The organism is Amedibacillus sp. YH-ame10, assembly GCF_053848885.1.
The window spans coordinates 20,029-35,767 of the sequence record NZ_JBSPFA010000007.1 but is presented as its reverse complement, the minus strand read 5'-3'; the positions used below and the strand labels follow the sequence as shown (position 1 = coordinate 35,767).

Annotated in this window: 13 protein-coding genes; 10 read left to right on the top strand and 3 right to left on the bottom strand. The window is 34.6% G+C overall.

Annotation, left to right across the window (positions count from 1 at the left end):
- Positions 1-32: 32 nt before the first annotated feature.
- Complete coding sequence (locus ACWG42_RS04190) at positions 33-3,551, top strand: diguanylate cyclase domain-containing protein (protein ID WP_455790282.1); 3,519 nt, start codon at positions 33-35, stop codon at positions 3,549-3,551.
- Positions 3,552-3,598: 47 nt separating this feature from the next.
- On the opposite strand, the gene ACWG42_RS04185 is transcribed toward ACWG42_RS04190, so the two are convergent.
- Positions 3,599-4,399, bottom strand: coding sequence for a hypothetical protein (locus tag ACWG42_RS04185; RefSeq protein WP_455790281.1), 801 nt, complete (start codon positions 4,397-4,399; stop codon positions 3,599-3,601).
- Between the two features lie 109 nt (positions 4,400-4,508).
- On the opposite strand from ACWG42_RS04185, the gene ACWG42_RS04180 reads away from it, so the two are divergent.
- From ACWG42_RS04180 to ACWG42_RS04160, 5 genes are all read left to right on the top strand, one after another.
- A complete protein-coding gene (locus tag ACWG42_RS04180; RefSeq protein ID WP_455790279.1) occupies positions 4,509-5,474 on the top strand; it encodes a P1 family peptidase in 966 nt (321 codons plus the stop codon).
- Positions 5,475-5,665: 191 nt separating this feature from the next.
- Entirely contained in the window at positions 5,666-6,289 is a 624-nt protein-coding gene (locus ACWG42_RS04175) for an ECF transporter S component (RefSeq protein ID WP_455790278.1), read from the top strand.
- 104 nt (positions 6,290-6,393) lie between these two features.
- Complete coding sequence (locus ACWG42_RS04170) at positions 6,394-6,948, top strand: DUF1836 domain-containing protein (protein ID WP_455790277.1); 555 nt, start codon at positions 6,394-6,396, stop codon at positions 6,946-6,948.
- 64 nt (positions 6,949-7,012) lie between these two features.
- The gene (locus ACWG42_RS04165; RefSeq protein ID WP_455790276.1) at positions 7,013-7,636 is read left to right on the top strand and encodes an ABC transporter ATP-binding protein; all 624 of its coding nucleotides are present in this window, start codon (positions 7,013-7,015) and stop codon (positions 7,634-7,636) included.
- The gene (locus tag ACWG42_RS04160; RefSeq protein WP_455790274.1) at positions 7,633-8,406 is read left to right on the top strand and encodes an ABC transporter permease; all 774 of its coding nucleotides are present in this window, start codon (positions 7,633-7,635) and stop codon (positions 8,404-8,406) included. Before ACWG42_RS04165 ends, ACWG42_RS04160 begins: the two co-directional genes overlap by 4 nt.
- On the opposite strand, the gene ACWG42_RS04155 is transcribed toward ACWG42_RS04160, so the two are convergent.
- Positions 8,403-8,681, bottom strand: coding sequence for a hypothetical protein (locus ACWG42_RS04155; RefSeq protein WP_455790273.1), 279 nt, complete (start codon positions 8,679-8,681; stop codon positions 8,403-8,405). The two genes, ACWG42_RS04160 and ACWG42_RS04155, sit on opposite strands and share 4 nt — an antisense overlap.
- A gap of 167 nt (positions 8,682-8,848) precedes the next feature.
- Between ACWG42_RS04155 and ACWG42_RS04150 the strand changes: the two genes are divergently transcribed.
- From ACWG42_RS04150 to ACWG42_RS04135, 4 genes are all read left to right on the top strand, one after another.
- On the top strand, positions 8,849-9,562 hold the full coding sequence (locus ACWG42_RS04150) for a TMEM164 family acyltransferase (RefSeq protein WP_455790272.1): 714 nt from the start codon (positions 8,849-8,851) through the stop codon (positions 9,560-9,562).
- 239 nt (positions 9,563-9,801) lie between these two features.
- The gene (locus ACWG42_RS04145; RefSeq protein ID WP_455790271.1) at positions 9,802-12,249 is read left to right on the top strand and encodes a hypothetical protein; all 2,448 of its coding nucleotides are present in this window, start codon (positions 9,802-9,804) and stop codon (positions 12,247-12,249) included.
- Between the two features lie 21 nt (positions 12,250-12,270).
- Complete coding sequence (locus ACWG42_RS04140; protein ID WP_455790270.1) at positions 12,271-13,605, top strand: RsmF rRNA methyltransferase first C-terminal domain-containing protein; 1,335 nt, start codon at positions 12,271-12,273, stop codon at positions 13,603-13,605.
- A gap of 58 nt (positions 13,606-13,663) precedes the next feature.
- Positions 13,664-15,418 carry an ABC-F family ATP-binding cassette domain-containing protein gene (locus ACWG42_RS04135; protein WP_455790268.1) on the top strand — a complete coding sequence of 585 codons (1,755 nt, stop codon included), beginning with the start codon at positions 13,664-13,666 and terminating at the stop codon, positions 15,416-15,418.
- A gap of 22 nt (positions 15,419-15,440) precedes the next feature.
- Here ACWG42_RS04135 and ACWG42_RS04130 read toward each other — a convergent pair whose 3' ends face one another.
- Positions 15,441-15,725 carry a hypothetical protein gene (locus tag ACWG42_RS04130; RefSeq protein WP_455790266.1) on the bottom strand — a complete coding sequence of 95 codons (285 nt, stop codon included), beginning with the start codon at positions 15,723-15,725 and terminating at the stop codon, positions 15,441-15,443.
- Positions 15,726-15,739 lie beyond the last annotated feature (14 nt).

Genomic DNA, 15,739 nt, shown 5'->3' with positions numbered 1-15,739 from the left:
TCATTCTATCCATATACAATTGGAGGACTCTTATGAAGAGAATAAGTAAGGGGGTAATCGGTGTAGTTATTTTACTACTTATCATGAGTAGTTCCTTTTACGTGTTCTCTAGTTATATCAATGAACTTAGCAATCATGCAATGGAGAACTTTATCCAACAAACATCTGTGAACAATTCCAAGAGTATGACAACGCTTGTGAAAAATGACGGTAAGCTATTAAAAGGAATTGCACGTTGGATAGAACTACAAAAACAAGATAGGGAAGATGAAGAAAAGTTAATAAATTTATTGAAAAGGAGTCGTGAACTAACGAACTTCGATCATCTTGTCATATATTCCAAAGATGGAAAAATTTTGAGTGATAATGCCAGCGTTGCATTTGTTGCGGATGAAGCGATTCAAACGATTATTACAACGGGAGAACTTCAAGTTTCTAGCTTATATGATGAAAATAGTGTTGGAATTACGGTACCTATTTATGAAAAAGGTGAAATCGTTGGCGCAATACGTGGTATTTATAAATCAGAATCTGTAATCGATGTTATGAATACAAATACATTTGGAGAAGATAATTATTTCAGTGTTGTGAATATTCATGGCGAATTTTTATATGAAACGGATACTTTACAAGATTTATATCACGGAAATAATGCATTTGAAGTGTTGAAAGATGCAGATTTCAAAGAAGGATTTTCATTAGAAAAAATGCGAGAATCCATGCGGACAAAGGAAAACTTTCTTATGCGTTACACATTAGATAATAAGGAACGTGTTGTTTTCTGTATGCCTTCACAGGTAGGGGATTGGTATATCATGTCTGCAGTACCAGCATCTTCGATAACTGCTTTGACTAATCGTATCAATTTTATGGCAATTATACTTATGATAACGGTAGGAATTGTGTTCGTAATTTTATTATTGATTATCTTAAGACAGAATCGAAAAAGCAAACAACAACTTCAAAATGCCTATGAGAGTATGGAGAGGATTTTAGGGAATTTACCAATGCCAATGTTTGTGATTGGAAAGGATAAAACCATACGTCAAGTTAACCAAGCGGCTTGTGAAGTATTTCAAAAGACAAAAGAGGAATTGTTACATCAACCATGTAAGAACTTGCATACAAGTATATGTAATACAGAGAATTGCGTAATTAAGCGTCTACTTGCTGGACAGAGTGAAAGCTTTATGAATGTTGGAGAACGTAAGTATCAAGTATCCTCAACTTTCTTATTAGATAAATACCAAAAAGCATACGGATATATCGAAGTCATGCAGGATATCACTGAACTCATGGACATACAAAATGCTTTAGAAGAACGAACGTTAGAACTTGAAGCTATTTCCGAAAATCTAATGTGTGGAATCTTAACCACGACACTTGAAGAGGGGTTCCCTGTTATTCAATGTAATCAAGGATATTTGGATTTGATTGGTGCACAAGAAAATGAAGTTATAGGACAACCTGCGACAAAGTGGTTGTTAAACGAAGAAGCATCAAGTGTAGAAAGTTCCATATTCAAACAACTACAAGAAGATGGAGTGGTTCGTTTAGAACATATGCTACAAAATGATAAAAAAGATAAGATTTGGATTTCTGTGCGTGGGAAAACGACGAAGCTACAAAATCAACCTGTGGGTATCTGGTTAATTGTGAACATTGATGAACGAAAAAAAGCAGAATTAGAAACCTTAATCAATGAACAGCGTTATCGTATTGCGCTTGAAAATACAGAAGATATTATCATCGATTATGATCTCGAAAAAGATATCATGATGCATAGTGATAGAGTTATGGACGTTTATGGAGTACCTACGATGGTCGAACATCCGAAGGAAAATATTGTAAAATCAGGTATTATTGCACAAGAGAGTGTAGAAGAATTTGCGAATATGTTTGATGAGTTACATAAAGGCGTTGATAAATCAAGCTATGAAGTATTAACACATGCAAAAGATGATCGCGATTTATGGGTGCGCATCACCTTTACAACGATTTTTGATGGCAATGGAAATGCGGTGCGTGCAATTGGTATTTTACACGATATTAATGATGAAAAGAAAGCCCTACAAAATTATAAGCGAGAAGCACAATATCGTAAGATTACAACAGAAGACGCTGCTTTGTATTATGAAGCGGATTTGACGTCGAGAAAATTTCTTAGAGGACATGAGGCACTCGTAAAAGCATACTCACCTAAACCAACGGATGATTTTGATACCATTGTAGAACTGATGTTGAAACATTTGGTTTATAGCGCTGATCAAGAATTGGTACGTCAACATATTACATGGGACTCTATATCAGATGCTTATGAAAAAGGTGTGACAAAGATTGACTTCGAATATCAACGTGTATTGGGAGGAGAGCATAATCTTGGTTGGGTACATTGTTCAGTTTATATTTTAAAAGATGAAGAAAGTGATCATGTATTAGTAATCGGATATATCAAAGATATAGATGAGGCAAAAAAATTAGAACTTTATTTAAAGGAACAAGCACAAATTGATTTATTGACAGGAGTCTATAATAAGATTACAACAGAGAATATGATTAAAGATTCCTTGATGAAACAAGAAGACGGTTTGTGTGCTTTAATGATTATTGATTTGGATGATTTTAAACGAATCAATGATAGTTTAGGGCATGCCTTTGGAGATGCAGTGTTATCTGAAGTTTCGGGTCATCTAAAAGAATTGTTTAGAAAAGATGATATCATCGGTCGTGTAGGTGGAGATGAATTTATTGTATATCTACGAAAACTAGGTGTTGTGCAAGAAGCATTGGATAAGGCAGCTTCTATTTGCCAAATGTTTAAGTCTTCTTATACAGGGGCAAAGAACTATAAGGTATCGGGTTCTATTGGAATTGCATTTGCGCCAAACGATGGAGAGGATTTTGAAACATTATATAAAAACGCAGATATTGCATTATACTCTGCGAAGAATGGTGGAAAGGATACCTATTGTGCTTTCCGTGAAGAACTTCCACAAATTGGTTCTCAATTGCATCCAAGAAACATCGACTCTAATTATGGTAAACAACTATCAGAGAATATAGGAGAGTTTGTATTACGTATATTATATGAAGCGAAAGAACCGGAAAAGGTCATCAATGCAGTTTTAGAATTACTTTCTAGACAATTTGGTTATAGTAGAGGATATGTATTTGAACATGATAAAGAACACGATGATTGGGTAAATACGTTTGAATGGTGTGAAATTGGTATACCAGCACAAAAAGATAACTTCCAAAAGTTACATTTTTCAACACAAGGATACTTTGAAAGCTTTTATGATGAAAGTGGTGTCTTTATGATGAGCGATATGAAGGATTTAGACACTGAATTATATGAGGCTGTAAAGGATATTAACTTAAAGTCATTCATACAGTATGCTTTGAAAAAGGATGGTGTAATGACTGCCTTTATAGGATTCGATAATTATAAGTGTCAACATATTCCAGATCAAGCAGAAATGGAAGCTTTGCGTAATGTTGTTATGTTGTTGGATGTATTTGTATTTCGCAATAAAACCTTCAATGCATAGTAAAAAAGGAATGGATAGCACAGATGTGCGTTTTCCATTCTTTTTCACTATTTTATATACATGACAACGTTCGTGTATGGTAAATAATACACACGAATTAGTTTAGGTTTGTTCTCTACAAAAGGGTGCGCAGGTTCATAATCAAGTTTGAAGGAAACTTCATTACCATTTGTATCAATTCCATCTAAATTATAATAAAATTTAGAACGGAAAGAATTTCCTCTATATATTTTATAGGATGTAAGTGTAAGTTCTCTAGGATGTTTCAAATATTGAGAATCCATAATTGCGCGATAGGAATTATAAATCCCTCCCCATCCAAGTGCCAACGTGAGAATCCAAGCGCCTAACATAAGTATGCTGTAGCAGTCAGCTATCTTTACTTTATGAGTACGACAATATGTATAAAACTTACGCATTAGGAAGAAAATTCCTACCCAAATACAAATACCCAGTAATACTGTAAATGCACTTCTTTCCTCCATCACTATGAATGCTAGTCCAAAAAGTGCTAAATAAAACACGATTATATGTACAATGCAATGTAGTAGTACACGAAATAACCATTGTCTTTGTTTTTTCTTATTACGCTTACTAAGTTTCTTGTTTTTGTTAAAAAAAGGGAAGTCCATAATGGTGATAAAGCATAAAAAAGGAAGTATCAATGCGCATACAGAAAATAAGATAACTGCCAAACTAATGACCATTCGATACCCATGTTCTCCCATTTTATCCCCAGGAAATAAAGATAGGATACCTCCTATAAATCCAACCATACAAAGGATACACCACCCACCAATTAGTATGCCAAGGAAACGATTTGGATTGGTTGCTTTTTCTTCTAGCATATATGTATTCCTCCTGTGTATGTATAGTATAACAGATTTGTATGTCCTGGTACGTTTTCTCTGTATTTTGTGTATTGTTTACGATACAATAAGAGAAGAGGTGATCGTTGTGAAAGATATAAAGATTACAGATATAAAGGGAATACAGATTGGACAAGCGCAAGATAGCATTGGGGGAAGTGGCTGCAGTGTTGTGTTATGTAAAGATGGTGCTGTTGCAGGTGTGGATGTAAGAGGGGGCGGTCCGGCAACAAGAGAAACGGATCTATTGAATCCTATTAATATGGTAGAGAAGATCCATGCGGTGATGTTGTCTGGAGGAAGTGCTTTTGGGTTAGATGCGGCAAGTGGTGCTATGCAATATTTAGAGGAGCATAAATGTGGGTTTGATATGAAAGTAGCATATATTCCTATTGTATGTGGAGCGTCTTTATTCGATCTTTCTGTAGGAGATCCAAAGTGTCGCCCCGATAAAGCTATGGGGTATCAAGCTTGTGTGAATAGTGAACAAAACATTGTACAAGAAGGAAATTATGGAGCAGGAACTGGTGCAAGTGTTGGAAAAGTCATGGGATTTGATCATGCGATGAAAAGTGGACAAGGCAGTTGTGGAATACAAGTTGGAAATGTACAAGTTGCAGCACTTGTTGCGGTAAATGCATGTGGTAATGTTGTGGATTATCAAAGTAATGAACAATTGGCTGGGATTTATGACACAACTAATAAACAGATTCTCCCTGCAGAAGAAGTTATTTATGCACAAATTGAACAAATGGCATCTATCACAAATACCAATACTACCATAGGTGTAATCGTGACAAATGCCATACTTAATAAAGCACAATGTACAAAGATTGCTGGAATTGCGCATAATGGATATGCACGTTCGATTCATCCTGTACATACGATGAGTGATGGAGATACTATCTTTGTAGTTAGTACAGGAGAAGTAGAGGCAAATCTTGATGCAATTGGTGTGATGGCATGTGATGTAATGGCAAAGGCTGTTAATCGTGCAGTAAAAGAAACAACGGGAGCGTATGGATTATTATCGTATCAAGATTTACATGAGTAAGCGAATGAAATCGCTTACTTTGTTTTTTTACTCAAAAAATATATTCATTAGGAAAAAACTGTAATATAATAATACCGTCCAAGTAAGAAGAAGATGTTTTGAAGTGATCGAACGACGCTTATAAAAACGGGACGCTTACGGTAGACACCAAGAAAGACATCGCATCCTAAGTGAGCGATAGTGGAGGAAAAATGAAAACAAAGAAAACGCAGTACATGTCTTTTATGGCACTTTTTTTAGCCATACAGGTAGTATTGGTGGTAACACCACTTGGCTATCTAGCAATTGGACCATTGAGTTTAACAACGATGCACATTCCCGTCATCATTGCGGCAATCTTATTTGGTAAGAAAGCTGGAGCACAACTTGGTTTTGTATTTGGATTAACCAGTGTTATTAACGCAACATTACGTCCTGGAATTACATCCTTTGTATTCTCACCATTTATAACCGTTGGAACTATGAGTGGAAATTGGACAAGCTTATTAATCGCATTTGTCCCTAGAATTCTATTAGGCTTTCTAGCAGGATGGATGTTTGAAATATTACAAAAGAAAAAAGTTAACGATCATGTAAGTGTAGTAGCAGGAGCATTAACAGGCGCAATTACCAATACGGTGCTTGTATTATTAGGAATCTATGTGTTCTTTGGGGCACCCTATGCACAAGCGGTAGGGATTTCTTACACGGCTTTAGTAGGTGTATTATTGGGAGTTGTTACTACTAATGGAATTGCCGAAGCAATACTAGGGGCTTTATCTGCTTTACTTGTTTGCAATGCATTGAAACCATTCATGAAAAAATATAAACAATAAGACTGTTCGCAGTCTTTTTTTGTACTTGTTGTATGTGTGAATTTCCTTGAGGTAATCTTCATAATATTATATACTAATATTAGAAACCGAAAGAAGTTGAGAACATGACGAGTTTAAAGAAGGATCTTGAGATATGGAGTGATACACTCCTTGAATTTCATTTACCACGATGGGAAGAATTACCAAGCTTTGATTTGTATCTAGATCAGGTAATCACGTTGATAGAAGGATATGTACATAGCTTATTTGATGATAAAGAAGATACGATTTTAACGAGTGCTATGATCAATAATTACGTTAAGTTAAAGCTGATACCAAAAGCAGAAAAGAAACGTTATAATAAAATACATCTTGCGTATTTGATTGCGATTACCTTATTAAAACAAGTATTGACGATCACAGAAGTAAAAGAAGGTATCGAATATCAATCCAATATCAATGGATTGAAGGAAGCTTTTAATTTGTTTTGTGAGGAACAAGAAGCAGCGATAAAAGCAGTGGCGATACATTTGAAAAATGGAGAAGGAACTCTTATGTTAGAGGGAATCACATTACAAAATACGGCAATTAAAATGGCTACCATGTCATTTGCGGGAAAATTGGTTGCGGAAAAAATGGTGCATTTACAAAATTGTTACCACCAAAAAGAAGAGAAATAAAAGTAAACCTTGTATATACGTTCTTGTGATGATATCATGAGTTCGTATTTTTAGGAGAAGAGAAATGGAAATTTTACGAACGCAACAAGTGAAGTTCGCTGGTCAAATCGAATATCCAGATGTACGCATTCAAGAACATGAAATAACTTTTATAAGTGGAGATAGTGGTTGTGGAAAGACAACGTTATTTAAATTGTTGAATGCGACAGTGAAACAAAGCAGTGGAGATATTTATTATCGTGATAAAAACTTACATACTATGGACAAGATACAGTTGAGAAGAGATGTACTTATGGTTTCTCAAGTACCGTACTTATTTTCAGGTACGATTGTAGATAACTTTAAACGATTCCACGACTATCATGAAAGTGAATGTCCTATGGAAGAAGAAATCAAGAAATACTTAGCGATTTGTTGTTTCAAAGGAACCTTAGACACCTGTTGTGATACGATGTCTGGAGGAGAACGTCAACGTGTATTTCAAAGCATTGCCTTAAGTTTAAATCCAAAGGTATTATTGTTGGATGAACCTACTTCTGCTTTACAAGCAGAGTTATCAAGAGAAGTCATGCACAATATTGTACACTACGTACAAGAACATAACATGACATTGGTGGTAATCAGTCATGATGCGTCCTTAATCAAAACCTTTGCGCAAAATCATATAGAATTGAGGGCATGTAAATGAGAACGGCAGCGCAGATCAATATCGCAAACTTCTTCTTAATTTATGCCTTATTGCTTATCGTGTTATGTATTATGAAGAAGTGTAAAATCCAACAAAGTAAATTGTTACTGTTGGGTAGTATACGCATGACTATACAGTTGATGCTTGCGGGTTTTGTTTTGATGTATATATTCGAACACGATCATCCTATATTTACATTTTTATACATTGTGGTGATGGTAGGGTTCGCGATACATCGCGTACTATCAAGAAATCCACAATTGAACAAGCGTTTTAAAATTATTATTGCACTATCTTTGGCATGTTCAGGATTGGGTGTTGTCATATTTTTTATTACTTGTATTATACAAGAAAATTTATGGGATCCTCAATATGCAATCCCATTGAGTGGAATGATCTTCGGTAATGTCATGACAGGTCTAAATTTAGGTTTAAAAACCTTTAGCGAGTCGCTAAAGGCAAATACAAAACAAGTGGAAACTTTATTGAATTTTGGCGCAAGACCTCAAGCAATTATGCAACCTTTTGTCGCACAAGCCTTAGAAACTGCACTTTTACCTACACTTAATTCTATGATTGGTATGGGGATTGTTTCTTTACCAGGTATGATGACTGGTCAAATACTATCAGGAACACTTCCTACAACAGCCATTCTATATCAAATTGCAATTATGATTGCGATATGTACAGTTGTTTGTTTATCCGTGTTTTGTTCCTTATATTATGGACATAAAACGATGTTTAATAAGGATGAACAAATAGAGATTTAGTGATGATTATGTAAGCTATGAGGGGCAGCAGTACGAGCATACTCCTCTATGATGACATTGATAGTTTGAAAACGAGGACAGTCAGGATCTTGATTTAAGATATCTTCAATCGCAGATAAACGTTTGTTACCATCACTGCATTCATAGCCATCTTGGCGCATTCGTACACGAATTGGAAAATTCAATCCAATCCGTTTTAAACTTTCCAACAAAGCAGGAGAATACTCTTGCTTTTTATATGTGATTTCATCCATTCTGATATGATCAATTCTCATAAAGATACCTCTTTTTCCTAATGCTTGTCTAATTATAACAGATTAAAAGGACATAGCTCAAGTTATATCAAAATATAGAGTTCAAGAAATAAAAAGCATATTATGTAAAAATATGGTAAACTAATTGTGGTGATGGCATGAAGGATTTTTTTACATTTTACGAAAACATGAAGGAATTGAAGAATGCATTTTTATCATTCTCACTTTATCATGTTCTATATTTAGGATTGGTTGTAGCCATAATAGTTTTTTTATATCGCTTTTATAATCATCAAAATGACGAGAAAAAGCATAAATTCTTAACGTATATGGCATGTTATTTTTTGATTGAGGAAGCAATATATACAATATGGTTAGTGTTAAATTGCACCCATGATATATGGATTCAGATTTTACCACTTGAATTGTGTTCTTTATGCGCATACATGAATGCACTTGCGGTATTCACACATAAGGAATCCTTACGCTTTTTTGGTGGTGTGGTCGGTTTGATAGCGGGGTGTGTTGCGATGTTATATCCTGCGAATATTTCAGGTTTATATCCTGCATTCTCTTATAGAGTAATCAATTTCTATTGTTTACATGGCTCCTTTGTTTTATTTGCGCTTATACAATTAAAGGATCAAAAACTTTTATCCTACGTACATTTAAAAAAGAATACAATTCTTATATGTAGTATGTTTACCATTGCATTCTTTGTAAATATTGGCTTAAAAACCCAATTTATGTTTATTGGTGCTCCTCCGAAAATCAGTTTTATTTATGCTTTATACAAAGTGACAGGAATTGTATTATTTCTACCCGTTGTCTTAATTGTGTTAGTGCTATTACAGTTTATCGTACTTTTTATACTCCGAAAGCTTTATCGAGTATCCACATAGGGTATTAGAAAAGCTTTTTTTGTTGAGTAAACGATTTTGTTCGATCTTATACAAATAATCCATATAGAACTTTCTCATACAAGAATGAAAAATATATAGCTTTGATAGGGTTTATCTTCTACAACACTTGGAAACATGATAAAATAAGCAAGTAGATTTCTAACATCTTTCTTACGATCACGTAGATTGGATTGACAAAGATAATCATTAAGATTAGCCTTATGGTAAGGAGTGTTGCTATGCTTAAGGTAGAAGGTTTGTACATTCAGGATGAAAAACAACGTATGCTGTTGAAAGGTGCGTCTTTTTCGCTACCAAATCAAGGTATCGTATGTATCCATACAGACTCAACTTCCTTGCACCATGCATTGGCACAAGTATTATCTGGCATTCAACAACCTGAAGGAGGTACACTTCACTATAACAATCAATCTATGCAAACCTTCAGTGAAGAAGAAAGAAGTGTTTATCGCTCCACTTTTGTAAGTTCACTCTTTCATAATTTTCAAATATTAAAAGACAAAAGTGTTTATTATAATGTAACAATGGGGTTAGAATATCCTAGTGATAAGATGGAACAAGAACTTATAAACTGGGGACTGTATGATAAACAAAATATCCTTGCGGAAGATTTAACAACCAAAGAACAATGGAAAATGGTGTTGCTTCGATGTGTTCTTCGACAACCTATGATGTTGGTGTTTGATACACAGAGTTGTCCTTTGTCATCTCAGGAATTAGAATCCTTTTATCCATTACTTGAAGAAGTAAGAAGTCAAATGCTTGTCATTGTGATTGGAGATCAGCGTTGTTATCCTTTTAGTAATCGTATTATAGAAATAGAACATGGTTATATTCTTTCTGATTCTATTGCTAAGGAAGAGGATTTTATACAAATCAATCATAATCGGGATATATTTCAATTAACCCGTTCAAATATTACAGATTTACAAGAACGTATGCATACCTTTATTCGTTGGAAACTTCGTTGTGTATCCGTGTTGGGAATTGTAGCTTTTATTTGTCTTTCTACCGCAATCTTTTCTACTACATTAAATATCATTGATATTCAAACACGACTAATGAAAGAAAAAGGTTCTAGTATTGTGGCAGTGGAAAAAGTCGCAAAATCCAACGATAATATTATAAAGAATAATTTTTATGCGACTTTGAATCAAGACGATATATCAGTCTTAAAAGAAAAATTAGGAGATCAATTGGTTCTTGGCTATTATCCAGTGGATCCTAAAGCATCTATGTTTTTTGCCTATGGTACCACCATTGATACAAGTGTTAAAAATATTTTAGATGAGTATACCATCATAGAGGCAGATAGTCCCTCCGATATTGGGTTAAAGAAAATTGTAGGTCGTTATCCAGAAAACTATAACGAGATTGCCTTATCCTCTTCACAAGCGTATACCATATTAAAAGATTATCTAGGAACATCTTTCCAAAATAGTGAAGAACAAATGGAAGAGATGTTACAATATAGCGTTTCTTGGTATGGCAATACAATGGATATCACAGGCATATTTCCTTCACAACATGAAGATAATATGAATATGGAATTGGATATGAAAGGATATAATGGAGAGATAGAAACAGGAACTATGATGCAAGATAGTTTTTATGTGAAAAAGGGATTCATTTCCAATTATCGTATCCTTCAAGATCAGGTATTTCAAAAATCATATAAGCGTTTGATTTATGGTAATCGTGAATTAAGTGAATTTCAACATATCCTAACCGTGGAACATGATATGTATTATTATGATGGTAAGGAAGTTGTAAATAATCATGATGTTGGTGAAGATGAAGTTATATTGGATTTTGATATGGCTTTAGATATGGGATATCGCAGTCAATATTTATACTTACTCTCCCAGGAGAATGTAACATTTGAAGAGAAGGTACAAGGATTTCAAACCTTTGCGAATGAATGGATCGGAAAAAAGATAAATATGCAAGCATACACAGTAAACAATAATCCCATTAGCACCAATATTATGAGTGTTAATAAAAAAATCAAGGGCTTTGTAATTCCAGTGAGTTATGATTATGTAGAGGAATATGCGAATAATCGCCAAATGGGAACTGCCTATGTGAATCCTAAAGCAATCGAATCATACGATAGTGATAACGTGTATGTCAAAGAAGTGTTTTTCCATACGGATGATGAAACAACGATGAAAAAAGCACTCTCTTATTTGAATAAGGAACCATCGTATAATGCATTCTTGTATAACTCAACATTGTTAAAATTCTTCGTTGTGGACTTAAAGAATTTAGATGCATTGTTGTTTGCTATGGGAGGAATATCACTTCTTGTCTTCATAGGTATTTTTGTGTTCTTATTAAAATCAAGCATTGGGTTTATGCGCAATGAATGTACGATTTATTATCTTTTTGGAGAGAGAAAATCAACTCTTAAGAAAATGATGATTCAATATTTCACTTCCATCTTATGGATGCGAGCATTGTTTGGATGGTTATGTGGAACCTTAGCATTAGGTACCTTTATTTTGATTATATATTTGTCGTTGGCGGCATCCTCAACGATTTTGTATGCGTTAGCTTTACCTCTGTTATTGTTGTTGGTAGTTGTCATGGTGTTAAAATTAGCATTTCATAGAACGATTAAGAAAAGCAATGTAATTGAAGAGGAATTTATGGATGTGGAATAGTGATTGGAAAGAGGAAATGGTATGAAGGAACAATTTTTAAACAGAATGAAAGAATATTTGCATGAGGAATATGAAGCCTATGTACAAAGTCTTGATAAAGAAGTATATCGAGGGTTGCGAGTAAATACATCCAAAATAAGCATTGAAGATTTTCAATCGTTGGATGTATGTGAACTATCTCCCTCTTCAATCTGTGCGCAATCGTTCTATATACCATCGAATACACGTGCGCTTGGAAATCATCCAGCACACCTTGCGGGTCTTTGTTACTTACAAGAACCTAGCGCAAGCTCTGCTGTGGAAGTATTGAATGTCCAAAAAGGAGATTGGGTATTGGACTTGTGTGCTGCCCCTGGTGGGAAGAGCACACAAATTGCGACTCTATTAAATCATAGTGGATTCTTAGTAAGTAATGAAATTGAACCAAAAAGAGCGCAGATATTGTTGAGTAATATGGAACGCCTAGGATTTAGCGAATGCATGATTACCAATGCTCATCCTGAGGTATTGTGTAAAGAGATGAAAGGCTGTTTTGATCGTGTTTTGGTAGATGCACCATGTAGTGGTGAAGGCATGTTCAAAAAACATAGTAAAGCGATGGAAGATTGGAGCGTTGAACATGTGCATGCATGTGCCATGCGTCAGTTACATATTTTAGATAGTGCATATATGGCACTCAAGGAAGATGGCATTTTGGTGTACTCCACTTGTACCTATGCAATGGAAGAAAATGAAGAAGTCATTGCACAGTTTTTAAAGAACTATCCAGATATGCAACTTATAGATCCAGAGGTTTCCTTTGGAAGATCAGGGTTAGCATATGAAGATTTAGACACAAAAAAATTGATTCGAATCTTACCAATGGATAAAGGGGAAGGTCATTTTGTTGCCAAACTAAAAAAGAAAGGCAAAAGTGAATCCACAAAATTACAAGTTGCCTCCAACGACATTCTTCCACCATATGTAAAAGAATTCCTACAAACACAACTTACCAACATTCCTCCATATCAAATACAATTACGGGATAAATTGTATATCAAACAAAGTCCCTTTGTTCTTTTGAAGAAAACAAAAATCCTTAGACAAGGTACTCTAGTGGGAGAATTAGTAAAAAACCGCATAGAACCACATCAACACTTTTATACTTCTTCTGTTTATGAAGAAGCCTATCAAAATGTGTATGATATGTCAGAAGAAGAATGTTTATCTTACGTAAAAGGAAACTTGCTACAAGTTCCTGGGTATAAAGGATATACTTGTTTGACTTGGAAACACCATCCGATTGCTTATGCAAAGGGTGATGGTGTAGTATTAAAGAATAAATATCCAAAGGGTATGAGAGTAAAAGGAATCTAATTCTTTTTCTTTCTTGTCCGCTATGATAAAATAGAACACAGAAATCGAGGATGAATACATGTTAATATCAATGGAACACATAACAAAGCATCAGAATGTAAAATGCATTGTAGATGATATCGATCTTGCGATTGAAGATCATGATAAAATAGCGCTGATTGGAGTCAATGGTACTGGAAAAACAACCTTGCTAAGAATTATAGCGGGTGAAGAAACATATGAAACTGGTACGATTATCAAAAAGAATGGTCTTCGTATTTCATATCTTCCTCAAGCTCCTGTATTTGAAAAAGGATTAGATATCTTACATCAAATTTTAGTATTAGATAAAGAGATACAAGAATTTGAGGCAAAGGCAATCTTAAATAAATTGGGTATGCAAACAATGGAAGCTAAGATTGAAGAATTGTCAGGCGGACAAAAGAAACGCGTTGCTTTGGCAAGGGCTTTATTGAATCCGTGTGATTTGCTCATCTTAGATGAGCCAACCAATCATCTAGATAATGAGATGATTGAATGGTTAGAGAAATATTTGATAAAATCAAATCGTGCATTGTTGATGGTAACGCATGATCGATACTTCTTAGAACGTATATGCGATAAGATTGTAGAAATTGATCAAACGAAACTATATACCTATGAAGCCAACTATTCAACCTTTCTTGAATTAAAGGCACAACGAGAAGAAATGGCTTTATCAAGTGAAAAGAAACGTCAGAATATTTTACGTAAAGAATTGGCTTGGATGAGAGCGGGTGTACAGGCAAGAGGTACAAAGAGTAAAGAGCGTATTGATCGCTTCCATAAACTGAATGATATGGGAAAGATACAAGATCAAAAGAATGTAACACTGGATACCATTACTTCTAGATTAGGAAAGAAAACAATCGAAATAGAAGGAGTTAGTAAATGTTATGGTGAACGTACCTTATTCCATGACTTTTCGTATCAGATGACTCGAAATGATCGTATAGGAATATTGGGTGTGAATGGGTGTGGAAAAAGCACTTTGTTACACATTCTTTCCAAAGAACTACAACCCGATGAAGGGGAAGTGGTACATGGAGAAACCGTGCGTTTAGCATATTTTAAACAAGGACATGAAGACATGGATATGTCTGAGAATGTGATTGATTATATTCGTGATACGAGCAATGAAGTGAAAACTGCAGAGGGAACTTATAGCGCTTCTCAAATGTTAGAACGATTTCTTTTCCCAAAGAAAATGCAATATACTCCTATCGGAAGATTATCTGGAGGAGAAAGAAGAAGACTTTATTTATTAAAGGTTCTAATGCAAGCTCCTAATATCTTATTCTTAGATGAACCTACTAATGATTTAGATATTGCGACATTACAAATCTTAGAAGATTACTTGGATGACTTTAATGGAGCTATCATTGTGGTTTCCCATGATCGTTATTTCTTGGATCGTATTTGTGATAAACTCTTTGTGTTTCAAGGAGGAAATATTAAACAGTTCATCGGTGGATATAGTACGTACATTGAGTTGGATCAATCAAACACAACGACTGTAAAGAAAGAAGAAAAACCACGTAGTAATATAAGTGTTCGTATGTCAACAAAAGAAAAACAAGAATTGGAACATATGGAAAGCAATATCGAGAAAGTACAACAAAACATCGATGAAATCGATGTAGAGATGGCACAATGTGGAGATGATTTTGTGAGGTTACAAAATCTTAGTGAACAACGGATACAGCTTGAAGAATCATTGGAAGAAATGATGGAAAGATGGATGTTTTTGACTGAAAAGAAACAAGAAATAGAACTCGCAAAGGGGCAATCTTAAAAAATGGTGGAGACCATTTTTTTCATATATCTTCTTGTACTTTACCGCTCTTTTTCCATATATGATATGTTCCAGCACTACCACTTCCTCCAAGTGCACGATAATCTTTTATCACAATTTTAATGAAATAGGCTTCATCATTGTCAGTAATATAATAACTTAAGCTGTCTGATTCCTTTAAATTCAAATGCTCTTGAAGGAGTCTTAGAGCTTTGTCTTGGCTAATGGCTTGTTTTGTACAACCTGTACAAAAGAACACAGTACATAGTATTAGCATGAAAGTGTATCGTAGTAATAGTTTTTTCATAATTCACCTCATAA

Bases quoted from the DNA above. Each gene is read 5' to 3' on its own strand.
- ACWG42_RS04165 (WP_455790276.1), top strand. From the start codon at position 7,013: ATGGAAATTTTACGAACGCAACAAGTGAAGTTCGCTGGTCAAATCGAA.
- ACWG42_RS04170 (WP_455790277.1), top strand. From the start codon at position 6,394: ATGACGAGTTTAAAGAAGGATCTTGAGATATGGAGTGATACACTCCTT.
- ACWG42_RS04155 (WP_455790273.1), bottom strand. From the start codon at position 8,681: ATGAGAATTGATCATATCAGAATGGATGAAATCACATATAAAAAGCAA.
- ACWG42_RS04140 (WP_455790270.1), top strand. From the start codon at position 12,271: ATGAAGGAACAATTTTTAAACAGAATGAAAGAATATTTGCATGAGGAA.
- ACWG42_RS04130 (WP_455790266.1), bottom strand. From the start codon at position 15,725: ATGAAAAAACTATTACTACGATACACTTTCATGCTAATACTATGTACT.
- ACWG42_RS04185 (WP_455790281.1), bottom strand. From the start codon at position 4,399: ATGCTAGAAGAAAAAGCAACCAATCCAAATCGTTTCCTTGGCATACTA.
- ACWG42_RS04175 (WP_455790278.1), top strand. From the start codon at position 5,666: ATGAAAACAAAGAAAACGCAGTACATGTCTTTTATGGCACTTTTTTTA.
- ACWG42_RS04150 (WP_455790272.1), top strand. From the start codon at position 8,849: ATGAAGGAATTGAAGAATGCATTTTTATCATTCTCACTTTATCATGTT.
- ACWG42_RS04145 (WP_455790271.1), top strand. From the start codon at position 9,802: ATGCTTAAGGTAGAAGGTTTGTACATTCAGGATGAAAAACAACGTATG.
- ACWG42_RS04160 (WP_455790274.1), top strand. From the start codon at position 7,633: ATGAGAACGGCAGCGCAGATCAATATCGCAAACTTCTTCTTAATTTAT.
- ACWG42_RS04190 (WP_455790282.1), top strand. From the start codon at position 33: ATGAAGAGAATAAGTAAGGGGGTAATCGGTGTAGTTATTTTACTACTT.
- ACWG42_RS04135 (WP_455790268.1), top strand. From the start codon at position 13,664: ATGTTAATATCAATGGAACACATAACAAAGCATCAGAATGTAAAATGC.